We start from the raw sequence: 12,994 nt of genomic DNA, 5'->3' as shown, positions 1-12,994 counted from the left end.
TGTCGAACCTACGGTGGCGCCTGGCGGATCGCGTGCCAGAATGACCGACGTGGCCTCCGCCTCCGTCCTTGAGAAAGCTCCGCCGCCGCACCCCACGGCCAACCGTCCCTCGATGGTTTCCGTGGGGACGATCGTGTGGCTGTCATCGGAGCTGATGTTCTTCGCGGCCCTGTTCGCGATGTACTACACGATCCGGTCGGTCGACAGCGACAACTGGCCGCCGGTCACCGGCGTTCCCGCGGGGTCCGAGTACGGCCCGGTCCACCTGCACGTCGGCTTCGCGCTCTTCTTCACGACGATCCTGGTGCTCTCCAGCCTGACCTGCCAGCTCGGCGTGTTCGCGGCCGAGCGCGGTGACGTCTACGGGCTGCGCCGCTGGTACGTCATCACCCTGCTCATGGGCCTGGTGTTCGTCGGCGGCCAGGCGTGGGAGTACTTCCGCGAGAACGAGTTCTCGATCTCGTCCCATGCCTACGGGTCCGTGTACTACCTCACGACCGGCTTCCACGGCCTGCATGTCATCGGCGGGCTCGTCGCCTTCGTGATCGTGCTCGCCCGGTCGACCTACGGCAGGTTCACGCCCGAGAAGGCGACGTCCGCGATCGTGACGTCGTACTACTGGCACTTCGTCGACGTCGTCTGGATCGGCCTGTACGCGACCATCTACCTCCTCCAGTGAGCGACATGACTGCATCTACGGGCGCTGCCCGCGCATCCGTACGCCGGCGTCGGCGTTCCTCGGCCGTGGTCCTGCTGGTGGCGCTCGCGGCCACCGGCGTGCTGTGGACGGCGTTCGCTCCGCGCGGGACGGCCGAGGACACCGCGGCGACCAACGAGGCCGTCCGGGCGGGCCGCGCCCTCTACCTCCAGGGCTGCTCAAGCTGCCACGGCCTGCAGGGCCAGGGCGGCAACCAGGCCCCGAGCCTGATCGGCGTCGGGTCGGCCGCGGTCGACTTCCAGGTCAGCACCGGGCGGATGCCGCTGGCCGCGCCGGGCGCGCAGGCCAAGCGCAAGGACCCGATCTACAGCCAGACGCAGATCGACCAGCTGGCCGCCTACATCGACAGCCTCGGCGGCGGCCCGAAGAAGCCGGTCATCGACGAGGCCGAGTGGGACGACGCCGACCTGGCCCACGGCGGGGAGCTGTACCGGGCGAACTGCGCCCAGTGCCACCAGGCGGCGGGCGCGGGCGCGCCGCTGACCTACGGCAAGTACGCGCCGGACCTCAGCCACGCCACCCCGACCCAGATCATCGAGGCGATGCGGACCGGTCCGGAGTCGATGCCCCTGTTCGGCCCGGGGCAGATCGACGAGGCCGACGCGGTCGCGATCGCCAAGTACGTCCGGCACGTCAGCGAGGCCTCGGGCGCCGGTGGCCACGACCTCGGCAAGTACGGCCCGGTCCCCGAAGGGCTGCTGGCCTGGCTGGTCGGGATCGGCGGCCTGCTCGCGGTGTGCCTGTGGATCGGAGCGAGGCAGAAGGTATGAGCAAGCAGGACGACGACAACGCCGGCCCGGGCCCGTCCGGCGACGGCGGCAGCATCTTCGACCGGGCCAAGCACCCGGTGAAGCCGTCGGGGGAGCCCGCGTCCGGGTCCGGCGCCGGCGCCGGCGCTGGCGGGCCCGAGCTGCGGCAGGGCCGTGACGACGGTCCCGAGCGTCTCGGCACCCCGCCGCACCAGACCGACTCGACCCGCGCGGGGTCGACGGTCCTGCTGGCCGAGCCGCCCGAGCGGGGCGTGAGCGTACGCGATCCCCACGCCGAGGCGGTCGACCGCCGGGCCGAACGCCGGGCCGAGCGGCTGGCCGCGTTCTGGTTCGTGGTCTCGATCATCGGGACGGTCGGGTTCGTCGTCACTAACTTCGTCGGTGACAAGCACAAGGAGTACTACACCCCGGCCCTGGGCGCCGCGCTCGCCCTGGCCGTGGGCGGCATCGGGTTCGGGGTCATCATCTGGGCCAAGCGGCTCATGCCGCACGAGGAGGCCGTCCAGGAGCGGCATCCCTTCAGGTCCGCGGACGAGGAGATCGCCGCCACCGAGGAGACGGTCGCCCTCGGCTACGCCGACACCGGGCTGGCCCGCCGGCCGCTGATCCGCCGGACCCTGCTCGGCGCGGGCACGGTGCTCGGCGCCCTGCTGGTGGTACCGCTGCTGAACCTGACCAACCGCAAGCCGGGCAAGCAGCTCAACCACACCCACTGGGTGAAGGGCGCCCGGCTGGTCACCGGCGAGGGCACCCCGGTCAGGCTCGGTGACATCTCCATCGGCGGCATCGAGACGGTGTTCCCGGCGGTCCCGGTCACCGAGCCGGACGGCAGGGTCCGCTACGAGCCCCAGCTCACCCTGCACCAGAAGGCCGACAGCGCCACCGTCCTGATCAGGCTCGGCCCGGACGAGAATCGGCCGCGGCCGGGCCGGGAGAACTGGGCCTACGACGGCCACGTCGCCTACTCCAAGATCTGCACCCACGCGGGCTGCCCGGTCAGCCTCTACGAGGCGCAGACCCACCACCTGCTCTGCCCCTGCCACCAGTCCGTGTTCGATGTGCTGGACGGATGTCGAGCGATCTTCGGGCCGGCCAGCCGGTCCCTGCCGCAGCTGGCGATCGGCGTTGACGCGGACGGATATTTCATCGCACGAGACGGCGACTACACCGAGCCCGTCGGTCCCGCCTTCTGGGAGCGCTCATGACCACCGTCCCACCACCGCCCCTGGTCAAGAGGCCGGGCCCCGTCCGCGCGCTCAACCGGGCGGCCGACGAACGGTTCGGCACGCAGGAGGCGCTGCGGCGCAACCTGAACAAGGTGTTCCCCGGCCACTGGTCCTTCATGATCGGGGAGATCGCCCTCTACAGCTTCGTCATCCTGGTGCTGACCGGCATCTACCTGACGCTGTTCTTCGACCCGAGCAACACCGAGGTCGTCTACGACGGCTCGTACGTGCCGCTCAAGGGCGTCGAGATGAGCCGCGCCTACGCGTCGACCCTGGAGATCAGTTTCGACACCCGCGCGGGCCTGGTCTTCCGCCAGATCCACCACTGGGCCGCGCTGCTGTTCGTCGCGTCCATCCTGGTGCACCTGATGCGGGTGTTCTTCACCGGCGCCTTCCGCAAGCCCCGCGAGGTCAACTGGCTGATCGGCGTCGGCCTGTTCGTGCTGGGCATCCTGGAGGGCTTCGCCGGCTACTCGCTGCCGGACGACCTGCTCTCCGGCACCGGGCTGCGGATCGCCGCGTCCATCGCGCAGTCGATCCCGGTCGTCGGCACCTGGGCGTCCTTCCTCGTCTTCAACGGTGAGTGGCCGGGCGAGAACTTCATCCCCCGGCTGTACGTCGTCCACATCCTGCTGGTGCCGGGCATCCTGCTGGCGCTGATCGGCGCCCATCTGGGCATCCTCTGGCACCAGAAGCACACCGACTTCCCCGGGCCGGGCAAGACCGAGCACAACGTCGTCGGGCACCGGGTCTTCCCGGTCTTCGCGGCGAAGTCCAGCGGCTTCTTCATGCTGGTGTTCGCGATGCTCGCCCTGCTCGGGGGCCTTGCCCAGATCAACCCGATCTGGGCCTTCGGGCCGTACGACCCGGCGAACGTCAGCTCCGCCTCCCAGCCGGACTGGTACATCGGCTTCCTGGACGGATCGACCCGGCTGTTCCCGCCGTGGGAGTTCCGTGGGCTCGGGCACACCGTCCCGGCGGTGTTCTGGCCGACGCTGATCCTGCCCGGCATCCTGTTCACCCTGCTCGCCGTGTACCCGTTCATCGAGGCGAAGGTCACCGGTGACAAGGAGTCGCACAACCTGCTGCAGCGCCCGCGCGAGGCGCCCACCCGCACCGCCCTCGGCGTCTTCGCCATCGCGTTCTACCTGGTGCTGTGGATCTCGGGTGGCAACGACGTCATCGCCAAGACGTTCGACATCTCGCTGAACGCGATGACCTGGGCGGGACGTGTCGGCGCCATCGTCCTGCCGCCGATCGCCTTCTACCTCACCAGGAAGCTGTGCATCCACCTGCAGGAGCGTGACCGCGAGATCGCCGCGCACGGCATCGAGACCGGGATCATCCAGCAGCTGCCCAACGGGGAGTTCATCGAGGAGCACCGGCCGAAGCTGCCGCCGGTGCCCGACCACCCCCGGGTGCCGACCGACCGGGTGGCCCTGCCGCCCGCGGGGGAGGGGCACGGCAAGGGCGACCTCGTGCGCCGTGCGGGACGGGCTGTCAGCGGCTTCTTCGTCGAGGACGAGGAACGCCAGCCGGAGCCGACCGGCTCCCCGCAGCGTCCCGAGGGCGGGCACTGACCGGCTGAGCTCTTCCCGGTTCTTCCCGCCGCACGGCCTACCTGGGGCCTTCCGCTTCCGTCATCCGGAGGTGGGAGGCTCCAGGCCGTTTACGGGCTGTTCGGGCGGATGTCCGATGGTTTGGCCGGCCGGCTGGCCGGCTGGCCGGCCGCCGCTGGGCGGAGGAAGGCGGGCCGGCGTGCGGGTGGCCGGCCCGGGGCAGGTGACGCGGCAGCCGTGGAGGTGGATAGTTAGTTGTAGAAAGAAAAAGATATGGAGGCCGGATGTCCATCGATCACTCCGTGTCCCCGGCCGCGTCCGCGCCGGCCCGGGACGACCCGCCGGCGCTGGACGTCCGGGGGCTGACCTACCGCTTCGGTGCGAAGACCGCGGTCGACTCCCTCGACCTCACCCTCGCCCCCGGGGAGATCGTCGGCCTGCTCGGGCCGAACGGCGCCGGCAAGACCACGGCGATCCGCGTCATCGTGACGCTGCTGCGGCCGGCGGCCGGCTCGGCTGCCGTCTTCGGGGTGGACGCGGCCCGCCAGCCGATCCGGGCCCGGCGGCTGATCGGCTACGTCCCGCAGATGCTCTCCGCGGACAGCGGGCTGACCGGACGCGAGAACGTCGCGCTGTTCGCCGGCCTGTTCGACGTCCCGCGCCGGCACCGCCGGGCCAGGGTCGACCAGGCGCTGGCGGCCATGGGCCTGACCGACGTCGCCGACCGGCTGGCGCGCACCTACTCGGGCGGGATGGTCCGCCGCCTGGAACTGGCCCAGGCCCTGGTCAACGCGCCACGGCTGCTCATCCTCGACGAGCCGACCGTCGGCCTCGACCCGATCGCCCGCGACAGCGTCTGGGAGCACGTCCTGCGCCTGCGCGAGGAGTACGGCATGGCGGTGCTGCTGACCACCCACTACATGGAGGAGGCCGACGTCCTCTGCGACCGGGTCGCGCTGATGCACGCCGGCCGGGTACGGGCCACCGGTGTGCCCGGCGAGCTGAAGGCCGCGCTGGGCCCGCGGGCCAGCCTGGAGGACGTCTTCCGGCACCACACCGGCGGCGCGCTCGCCGGCAACGGCAACGGCAACGAGGCAGGTGATTTCCGTGGCGTCCAGCACACCCGCCGTGCCGCCAGCCGGGTTGGCTAGCCCTCCCGGGGAGCGGGATTCCCGGAGCACCGGGAGCGCGGCCGGCAGGGCCTGGCCCGGCGGCCTCATCGACGACGACTTCGACGCCAGCAGGCTGGGCGCGGCCCGGCTGCTGCTGCGCCGGCTGGCCACGCTGTCCCTGGTGGAGCTGCAGAAGCTGCGCCACGACCGGGTGGAGCTCTACACCAGGGCCGTCCAGCCCGCGCTGTGGCTGCTGGTCTTCGGCGTGACGTTCAACCGCATCCACGCCATCCCGACCGGGTCCGTTCCGTATCTGGACTACCTGGCACCGGGGATCCTCGCCCAGTCCGCGCTGTTCATCTCGATCTTCTACGGTATCCAGATCATCTGGGACCGGGACGCGGGCGTGCTGGCCAAGCTCATGGTCACGCCCACGCCACGCACCGCGCTGGTCACGGGCAAGGCCTTCGCAGCCGGGGTGCGCGCGCTGATCCAGGTGTTCGTCGTCGTGCTGCTCGCGGCGGTGCTCGGCGTCGGGCTGACCGCCAACCCGCTGAAGCTGCTGGGCGCCGCGGTGGCGGTGGTGATCGGCGCGGCGTTCTTCGCCTGCCTGTCCATCGTGATCGCGGGGCTGGTGCTCTCCCGGGACCGGCTGATGGGTATCGGTCAGGCGATCATGATGCCGATGTTCTTCGCCAGCAACGCCCTCTACCCGGTCGACATCATGCCGTCCTGGGTGCGTGTGGTCAGCTACCTCAACCCGCTGAGCTACCTGGTCGACGCGCTGCGTGGCCTGCTGATCGGCGCGCATGCCCACCTGCCGCTCGACTTCGCCGTCCTGATCGGCTCCGCCGGCGTGACGATCCTGGCGGCGAGCGCACTGCTCGGCCGGCTCGCGCGGTAGCGGCTTCCGGTACGGCCGGCGCGGCCGGGGTTTCCGGCGCGGCCGGGGTGGCAGGGGTGGCCGGGTCGCAGGGGTGGCCGGATGCCCGGCTATCGGGGCGCCCGGCCGCCCCGGGCATCCTGGCCGCCTGGCCGCGCCAGTGGGCCTGCGGCGCTGGCCGGGTGGCGGTCAGCCGCCCAGCAGGGCGATCTGCCTGGCCGCCGCGGTCACCGGGGAGGCCCACTGGCCGTCGAGGCCGACCAGGCGCACGCCCGGGCCGGTCAGCCAGCGCTGGATCAGCTCGGTCTCCTCGGCGCTCGCGCAGGGCGTGGGGCCCGGCCCCGGCCGCACGGTCTCGGCGCTGGCCCGGGCCGCCGTCACCCAGGGCCACGGATCGGTGCGTGCCGGTGCGCTGGCCGCCCCAGCGAGCCGGCCGTGGCGGATCACCGCGATGTCCCACCCGCCCTCCTCGCCGGGCGCGGCGGCGGTCATCTCGGCCACGCCGGTCAGCGCCGACAGGTGCTGGAGCCGCCGCGCGGCGCGCAGGAAGGCCAGCAGCCGGTCGCGGACGACGGCCGCGTCCTCGTAGCGTCGCTCGGCGGCGAGGACGGCGATGCGGGCCCGCGCGGCGTCCACGACCACCTGGGGGTCGGTGGTGATGGCCGTCACGGCCGCCGCCACGTGCCGCGCATACTGCTGCGGGCTCTCCCGGCCGTCGCAGGGCGCCCCGCAGCGGTCCAGCTCCGCCAGCGCGCACGCGGCGGTGGGCCGGCGCGGGGACAGCCGGGTGGCGCACTGGCGCAGCGGGATCGCCTCGTGGATCGCGGCCGCGGCGAGGTCCGCCGCGGCCATGCTGGGGAAGGGGCCGAGGTAGGTGGCGTCGTCCCGGGCCGCGCGCACCCGGGACAGCCGCGGGTACGGCTCGTCGGTGATCTTCAGGTAGACCGCCCGTTCCGGATTGCGGGAGCGCCGGTTGTACGGGGGCTTGTGCTCGGCGATCAGCCGGACCTCCCGGACCTGCGCCTCCAGCGCGTGCGCGCACGTGACCGCGTCCACCCGTTCGGCCGAGGCGACCATCGCGGCCATCCGCTGCCGCGGCTCACCGGCGGTGAAGTACGACCGGACGCGGGCCCGCACCGACCGGGACGTCCCGACGTAGAGCGGCCGGTCGGCGCTGTCCCGGAAGATGTACACCCCCGGGCCGGTCGGCAGGTCGTCCGCCAGGTGCCGCTTGCGCCGCCGGGCGGGGGAGACCTTGCGGGAGAACCCGTGCACCTCCTCCAGCGTGGTCACGCCGAAGCCGGCCAGACGCTCGAACAGCCCGTGCAGCACGGCGACGGTCGCCCGCGCGTCCGCCAGCGCCCGGTGGCAGGGCCCGGCGTCCGCGGGGAAGAGCCGGGCCAGCGAGGCGAGCTTGTGGTCCGGGGTCTCGTCCCGGCCCAGCACCTGCCTGGCGATACGGAGCGTGTCCAGATGTTCCCAGGCGGGGACGGGCTGGCCGCAGCGTACGCACGCCTCCCGCAGGAAGCCGAGGTCGAAGGGCGCGTTGTGCGCGACCAGCACGCCGCCGTGGGCGAACTCCAGGAAGGCCGGCAGGACGGCGTCGATGCGCGGCGCGGTGGCGACCATCGCGTCGGTGATCCCGGTGAGGACCGAGATGAACGGCGGGATCGGCGCGGCCGGCCGCACCAGCGTCGCCAGCTCCCCGAGGACATCCCCGCCGCGGATCTTCACCGCGCCGATCTCGGTGATCTCACTGTCGGCCGCCTGGCTGCCGGTGGTCTCCAGGTCCACCACGACGAAGGTGACCTCCCGCAGGGGACGGCCGAGCTCCGCCGGCGGCTCGGGCAGCTGGGGTGCCGGCAGCACGGGACGGACATGATCGTTTAACTGGCGGCCCGCCGGAACGCCCTGGTGGAGCGGGGGCTGGGGCCCGGCAGGCGAGGTGGGCGGCGTGTCCGGGTGGCCGCCGCCCGGCACGGAGGGGAACCGGCGCATGTACGGGTACGCTAGTCCCCGCTCACGACAGTTTTCCCGTCCCGTTCCCGCCTCGTTCCCGGACCGGCTCCCGCCCCGCCCGCCGGTCACCGGCTGGTCGCCAGGTGTCGCCGGCCCGTTACGCGAACGGCCGGGCGAACCCGTCCTGACCCGCCGTGGTGACCCGGAACTCGTTGCCCTCCGGGTCGGCGAGGATGAAGCCGCTGTCGGCGCCGTCGGTGTAGTGCCCGACCTCGCGGGCGCCCAGCGACGACAGCCAGCCGACGACGCGCGCGGCGTCCACCGCGTACAGGTCCAGGTGCAGCCGGCCCGGGCTCGGCACCGATCCGGACACGCGCCGTAAGCGCAGCTTGGGGCCGGCGCCGGCCGGGTGGCGCAGGACGGCCGAGCCGCCATCATGACGCGCGACCTCGTAGCCGAGCGCCGACGACCAGAACCTGACCATCAGCTCCACGTCGACGCAGTCCAGGCTTACCTGGGCCATGCGGATGCCATTCGTTTCAAACCAGGCCACAGGCGCATGATTCCGTATGGCTGACCGGTCTGCGCCGGTGCGTCACCCATGGGCCCGCCGGCCCGTCCGCGCCGGCGTCCCCGCCGCCGCCAGCGCGGGTGGGGCGGAGCGGTACGGTCACTGTCGGGCCTCACCCGGCTACGGTCCGGATGCAGACGCCGTCCAGATGACGCCGTCCGGATACGGATACCGTCCAGATACAGCCACCGTCCGACATGTACTGTCCGGGCATGGCCAGCATCTTCACCCGGATCATCAAGAGGGAGCTGCCCGGACGGATCGTCCACGAGGACGACCACAGCGCGGCGTTCCTGACCATCGCCCCGATCCGGCCGGGGCACACCCTGGTGGTGCCACGACTGGAGGTCGACCACTGGATCGACCTGCCGCCCGACGTCCTGCGGGAGCTGTGGGGCACCGCGGCCCTGGTCGGGCGGGCCATCGACACCGCCTTCCGCCCCCGCAAGGTGGCCGCGCTGCTGGCCGGGCTGGAGGTGCCACACGTGCACGTGCACCTCATCCCGATCGACTCCGAGGCCGACATCTCGTTCGAGGCGGCCGATCACAGCCCTGACCCGGATGCGCTCGACGACGCCGCCGAGCGCATCCGGGCCGCCCTCGCCCGGTAGCGCCTGTCAGGACGGGCCCGGCCGGCCGGGCGGGCCTGGCCGGGCGGGGCTGGCGCTGTGGCCTGGACGAAACGGCCGAGAACCCATGCGATCCGGAGGGATCGGGCTGGCCCGATACGCTGGGGTGTCGTCGTCGTTGTTCCCAACGTGCCCCGGAGTCTGGCCGTGTCCCTCGATCTTCCCGAACCCCCTGCCCGCATCCGGTGGGGGACACGCGCGGATCCGGTCCGCTGCGCCGTGGCGGGGAGGCCGTGGCACCAGGGGCGGGCCCGTGCCCAGGCCGTTCCCGGCGGCCCTGGCGGGCTCGGCTGTCCCGGCCGGGGCGGGGGGCGAGGGGCGGCGGCCGGGCATACCGCGGGCCTCCGGCATTGTCACCCTGGTGGGCCGAACGGCACCACGGCGACCAGTATCGCGGTGGCCGGCGGCAGGCCGTCGGACGGCGGCTCGCCAGGTGGCGGTGGCAGGCTGGGCGACGCGCCGTGCGCGCCTGCACGGGCGTCCGGGTGAGCGAGCCGCTTCCGTCCAGCGTCCGGGCACAGATCGTGGCGTTCGCGGCCGACACCCTCGCCGATCTCCCGGAACAGGACGTGCCGGCCACGCTCGTGGCTGTCCGCCGCTTCATCCCGTCCCGACGGTCCCGGCTCGGAGCGACGCCGCTGGCGGCGGCCATGGCCAACGACGCGGTCTTTCGCGGCCGGGTCGCCGAGCGGCTGCGGCTGGCCCTGCCCGAGCTCGTGGCGTCGCTGGAGTCCGACGAGGGGCCGCCCGAGGCGGCGCCGCCCGAGGAGATCGCGGCCGTCGCCTACGTCCTGCGGCTGCCCGGCTGGGAACGGATGCTCGAGGCCGCCGCCCATGAGGTGGCCGAGGCCGCGGCGTCGGCCCGCGCGGTCGACGCCACCGAGACGGTCACACGTCTGCATGAACAGCTCGACACGCTCCGGCAGAGCGCCAAGGCCGAGAACGACCAGTTGCGGGAACGTCTGGCGGCCGCCCGCTCCGAGGTGGAGGACGCCCGCCGCCGGCTGCGCTCCTCCTCCGACCGGCTCCGCCGGACCGAGAGCACGGCGAACGAGGCCGTCGAGACGGCGGAGAAGGCCCGTGACGAGGCGGTCGCCGCCGCCCGGGACGCCGAGGCCGAGACCCGCCGGCTACGGCAGCGGGTCGCCGAGCTCGAAGCCGCCGCGACCGCGTCCCGGCGGGGCAGCCGGGAGGCCCGCTCCGCCGAGGACGTGCGCCTGCGGGTCCTGCTCGACACGCTGATGGCCGCGGCCAACGGCTTCCGCAAGGAGCTCGCGCTGCCGACCGCCGTGCTGCACCCGGCGGACATCGTCGGCCGTGGTGAGGATGACGCCGCGCCTCTCGACCCGTTCTGCGGGGTCAGCGCCCGCGGCCTGGCCGAGGACGACCCGGCCGTGATCGACGAGGTGCTCGCCGTCCCCGGGGTGCATCTCATCGTGGACGGTTACAACGTCACCAAGCGTGGGTACGGCTCGTTGACGCTGCAGGCGCAGCGCGCCCGGCTGCTGTCCGGGCTCGGCGCGCTGGCCGGCCGCGCGTCCGAGAGCGAGATCACGGTCGTGTTCGACGCGACCGCGGTCACCGCCAGGCCGGTCGGGGTGGCGGCGCCCCGCGGGGTGCGGGTGCTCTTCAGCCGCTCCGGCCAGCTGGCCGACGAGGAGATCGTCCGCCTGGTGCGGGCCGAGCCGGTGGGGCGTCCCGTCGTCGTCGTCACCTCGGACCGCGAGGTGGCCGACACCAGCCGCCGCTCGGGCGCGCGCCCGGTCCCCTCCGCCGCCCTCCTGGCCCGCCTCGACCGCTCCTGACCGCCGGCGGCATCAGGGCTCGTGGTCGTTTCAACAACCCCGTATTGTTGATCATAGTGTTCGGATCGCATGGTTGGACGCGTGAAAACGATGATCGATCCGGAGGACGTCAAGCAGGCCAGAAGCATGATCAGAAAATGAGCGGACCTAACGCAGCGGCATGAGAACCGATCGATCTTGGTGGAGAGTTCCGAAATCGCGGTCCGCTCGGTCGCCGCATGTGTCCCGATCAGGAACGACGCCCAGCGACTGCCACAGTAGGCAGGTCGCCTGCCGGGTCGAACGTGCGTTCTGTAGATCTGGTAGTTTCTGGCGCTTCCGCCCGTCTGGTGACCGCTGTTGCGGGGATTGTGGTGCGGGCGAACGACCAGACCTGCGCCGAGCCGGGGCCGCGTCACTACGGAGCCGGTGCTGCCGTTTGACCGAGTGCGACAAGAAGGCGTTCGCCGAATGCCGGGGTGCCGTGGGCATGCAGGTAGGTAGCGATGTCGTAGGCGGTCAGCGTGGGGCCGGATCTGCCGGTCCTGGCGGCGATGGCACGAACGGCCTTGACAACGAGGTCTGGGTGGAGGTCGAGTTCGTCGAGGAGGAAGTCGTCGAGGGACTGGCGGGTCAGGGGCGCGGGCAGCGCAGCGGGTGGAAAGTCCGCGAGGTTGTCGGTGATGATCACGTCGGCTCGGCTGGCCACGGCGGCGGCGACCACGTGTCGGTCGTCGGGATCGGGGAGTTCGATGGTCGGCACGAGCCGTTCCCAGCCGGTCACGGGCGCTTCCGGGAAGGCGGTCTTCATCTGCCGGAAGAGGCGGGTGAGGTAGGCGTCGGTTTCTTCTGGCGCGGTTCCGCGTTTGCCGAGCAGCACGCGCAGGGTACGTTCGAGCTCGTCCAGGATCTCGGTGGACCACAGCGGCCGGTAGGCACCGGTGCTGGCGATCTCAAGCAGCACGTCGCGGGCCCTGCTGGGCACTAGAACACAGGTGTCGAGCAGCGCGGAGAACATCTGGTCAGCCTTCGGCGTTCTTGCGGGCGGCTTTCAGCGCAGCCCGGGTCTCGTCGGGGCTGACGTCGTAGAGGCCGAGACGCTCGGTGTCGGCGACCATGTCAGCGAAGGCGAGATCAGCGGCATGGCGTTGGCGCCGCCGGTACTCAAGAAGGTCGTCGAGGCGGACCTTGCGGTGACGGCTGGGCTTCTCGAACGGGATGGCGCCGTTCTCCAGCAGCCGGACCAGGGTGGTGCGGGAGATACGGAGCAGATCCGCGGCTTCCTGGGTGGACATCGTCAGATGGTGCGGAGCCACCGTGACGCCCAGGCCCGCCTTCATCGCCGCGGCGACCTGTAGAAGGACGTTGAACATCGGCTCGGGGAGCTCGACGCTGTGCCCGTCCGGGCCGGTGAGCCGAGGCCGTGAGCCGGCGGTCCGCCGGTCGCGGTCGCGAAGCGCGGCCAGGAAGTCAATGATCTCACCGGTGTCCTCATCCGGCAGGTACGTCTCGTCGTGGAGCGGTTCAGGTCGGACGGACGAGGTCATGAACGGCCTCCAAGACGATCGGAGCGATCGACATACTCGTTTCACTCGATTCTACGCCGACCGCTTGATGGTAGCCGTCCGCTGACGGACACCGCGCCCATCCCCAGCTCGAACGGGCACCCGACACTCGACCGCCATCGGATCAGTGCGCCGGAGCTCTCAGGCCCGGAGCCCAGGAGCGGGTGCATAGTCGCGGCGGCGACTCGGTCGGGTGAGGATCTCGACGCTGTCGATGG

At 72.1% G+C, this 12,994-nt stretch carries 12 protein-coding genes; 8 read left to right on the top strand and 4 right to left on the bottom strand.

Features of this window, described 5'->3' with window-relative positions; genetic code table 11:
• The first annotated feature begins 40 nt into the window (after window positions 1-40).
• The 6 genes from ctaE to NBX02_RS15955 all read left to right on the top strand — a co-directional run bounded on the left by ctaE (window position 41) and on the right by NBX02_RS15955 (window position 6,289).
• The gene (gene ctaE / locus NBX02_RS15980) at window positions 41-679 is read left to right on the top strand and encodes an aa3-type cytochrome oxidase subunit III (protein WP_445548468.1); all 639 of its coding nucleotides are present in this window, start codon (window positions 41-43) and stop codon (window positions 677-679) included.
• Window positions 680-684: 5 nt separating this feature from the next.
• Window positions 685-1,488, top strand: coding sequence for a cytochrome bc1 complex diheme cytochrome c subunit (qcrC, locus tag NBX02_RS15975; protein WP_250281702.1), 804 nt, complete (start codon window positions 685-687; stop codon window positions 1,486-1,488).
• Window positions 1,485-2,693: a cytochrome bc1 complex Rieske iron-sulfur subunit gene (qcrA, locus tag NBX02_RS15970; protein WP_250281700.1), complete on the top strand. Its 1,209-nt coding sequence runs from the start codon at window positions 1,485-1,487 to the stop codon at window positions 2,691-2,693. Before qcrC ends, qcrA begins: the two co-directional genes overlap by 4 nt.
• Window positions 2,690-4,294, top strand: coding sequence for a cytochrome bc1 complex cytochrome b subunit (gene qcrB / locus NBX02_RS15965; RefSeq protein WP_250281698.1), 1,605 nt, complete (start codon window positions 2,690-2,692; stop codon window positions 4,292-4,294). The genes qcrA and qcrB overlap by 4 nt, the downstream gene beginning before the upstream one ends.
• A 263-nt stretch (window positions 4,295-4,557) precedes the next feature.
• A complete protein-coding gene (locus NBX02_RS15960) occupies window positions 4,558-5,424 on the top strand; it encodes an ATP-binding cassette domain-containing protein (protein WP_250281695.1) in 867 nt (288 codons plus the stop codon).
• Window positions 5,425-5,518: 94 nt separating this feature from the next.
• On the top strand, window positions 5,519-6,289 hold the full coding sequence (locus NBX02_RS15955) for an ABC transporter permease (protein ID WP_445548470.1): 771 nt from the start codon (window positions 5,519-5,521) through the stop codon (window positions 6,287-6,289).
• Between the two features lie 168 nt (window positions 6,290-6,457).
• Here the strand turns inward: NBX02_RS15955 and NBX02_RS15950 are convergent, their stop codons facing one another.
• Window positions 6,458-8,137: a DEDD exonuclease domain-containing protein gene (locus NBX02_RS15950; protein ID WP_250281691.1), complete on the bottom strand. Its 1,680-nt coding sequence runs from the start codon at window positions 8,135-8,137 to the stop codon at window positions 6,458-6,460.
• A 247-nt stretch (window positions 8,138-8,384) separates the two neighbouring features.
• Entirely contained in the window at window positions 8,385-8,750 is a 366-nt protein-coding gene (locus NBX02_RS15945; RefSeq protein ID WP_250281688.1) for a VOC family protein, read from the bottom strand.
• Window positions 8,751-9,010: 260 nt separating this feature from the next.
• Between NBX02_RS15945 and NBX02_RS15940 the strand changes: the two genes are divergently transcribed.
• Both NBX02_RS15940 and NBX02_RS15935 read left to right on the top strand, forming a co-directional pair.
• Window positions 9,011-9,409, top strand: coding sequence for an HIT family protein (locus tag NBX02_RS15940; protein WP_250281686.1), 399 nt, complete (start codon window positions 9,011-9,013; stop codon window positions 9,407-9,409).
• Window positions 9,410-9,912: 503 nt separating this feature from the next.
• On the top strand, window positions 9,913-11,232 hold the full coding sequence (locus NBX02_RS15935) for an NYN domain-containing protein (RefSeq protein WP_250281685.1): 1,320 nt from the start codon (window positions 9,913-9,915) through the stop codon (window positions 11,230-11,232).
• Window positions 11,233-11,629: 397 nt separating this feature from the next.
• On the opposite strand, the gene NBX02_RS15930 is transcribed toward NBX02_RS15935, so the two are convergent.
• Both NBX02_RS15930 and NBX02_RS15925 read right to left on the bottom strand, forming a co-directional pair.
• On the bottom strand, window positions 11,630-12,229 hold the full coding sequence (locus NBX02_RS15930) for a PIN domain-containing protein (protein ID WP_250281683.1): 600 nt from the start codon (window positions 12,227-12,229) through the stop codon (window positions 11,630-11,632).
• Window positions 12,230-12,233: 4 nt separating this feature from the next.
• The gene (locus NBX02_RS15925) at window positions 12,234-12,758 is read right to left on the bottom strand and encodes a helix-turn-helix domain-containing protein (protein ID WP_250281680.1); all 525 of its coding nucleotides are present in this window, start codon (window positions 12,756-12,758) and stop codon (window positions 12,234-12,236) included.
• Window positions 12,759-12,994 lie beyond the last annotated feature (236 nt).

The organism is Protofrankia sp. CiP1_Cm_nod1 (assembly GCF_920888515.1).
Lineage (GTDB): Bacteria > Actinomycetota > Actinomycetes > Frankiales > Frankiaceae > Protofrankia.
The sequence above is the reverse complement of the archived record's forward strand: the minus strand, read 5'-3'. Positions and strand labels throughout refer to the sequence as shown.

What these genes read in the sequence shown, in the direction of transcription:
- ctaE (WP_445548468.1), top strand. Translation starts at nt 41, where the DNA reads ATGACCGACGTGGCCTCCGCCTCCGTCCTTGAGAAAGCTCCGCCGCCG.
- qcrC (WP_250281702.1), top strand. Translation starts at nt 685, where the DNA reads ATGACTGCATCTACGGGCGCTGCCCGCGCATCCGTACGCCGGCGTCGG.
- qcrA (WP_250281700.1), top strand. Translation starts at nt 1,485, where the DNA reads ATGAGCAAGCAGGACGACGACAACGCCGGCCCGGGCCCGTCCGGCGAC.
- qcrB (WP_250281698.1), top strand. Translation starts at nt 2,690, where the DNA reads ATGACCACCGTCCCACCACCGCCCCTGGTCAAGAGGCCGGGCCCCGTC.
- NBX02_RS15960 (WP_250281695.1), top strand. Translation starts at nt 4,558, where the DNA reads ATGTCCATCGATCACTCCGTGTCCCCGGCCGCGTCCGCGCCGGCCCGG.
- NBX02_RS15945 (WP_250281688.1), bottom strand. Translation starts at nt 8,750, where the DNA reads ATGGCCCAGGTAAGCCTGGACTGCGTCGACGTGGAGCTGATGGTCAGG.
- NBX02_RS15940 (WP_250281686.1), top strand. Translation starts at nt 9,011, where the DNA reads ATGGCCAGCATCTTCACCCGGATCATCAAGAGGGAGCTGCCCGGACGG.
- NBX02_RS15930 (WP_250281683.1), bottom strand. Translation starts at nt 12,229, where the DNA reads ATGTTCTCCGCGCTGCTCGACACCTGTGTTCTAGTGCCCAGCAGGGCC.
- NBX02_RS15925 (WP_250281680.1), bottom strand. Translation starts at nt 12,758, where the DNA reads ATGACCTCGTCCGTCCGACCTGAACCGCTCCACGACGAGACGTACCTG.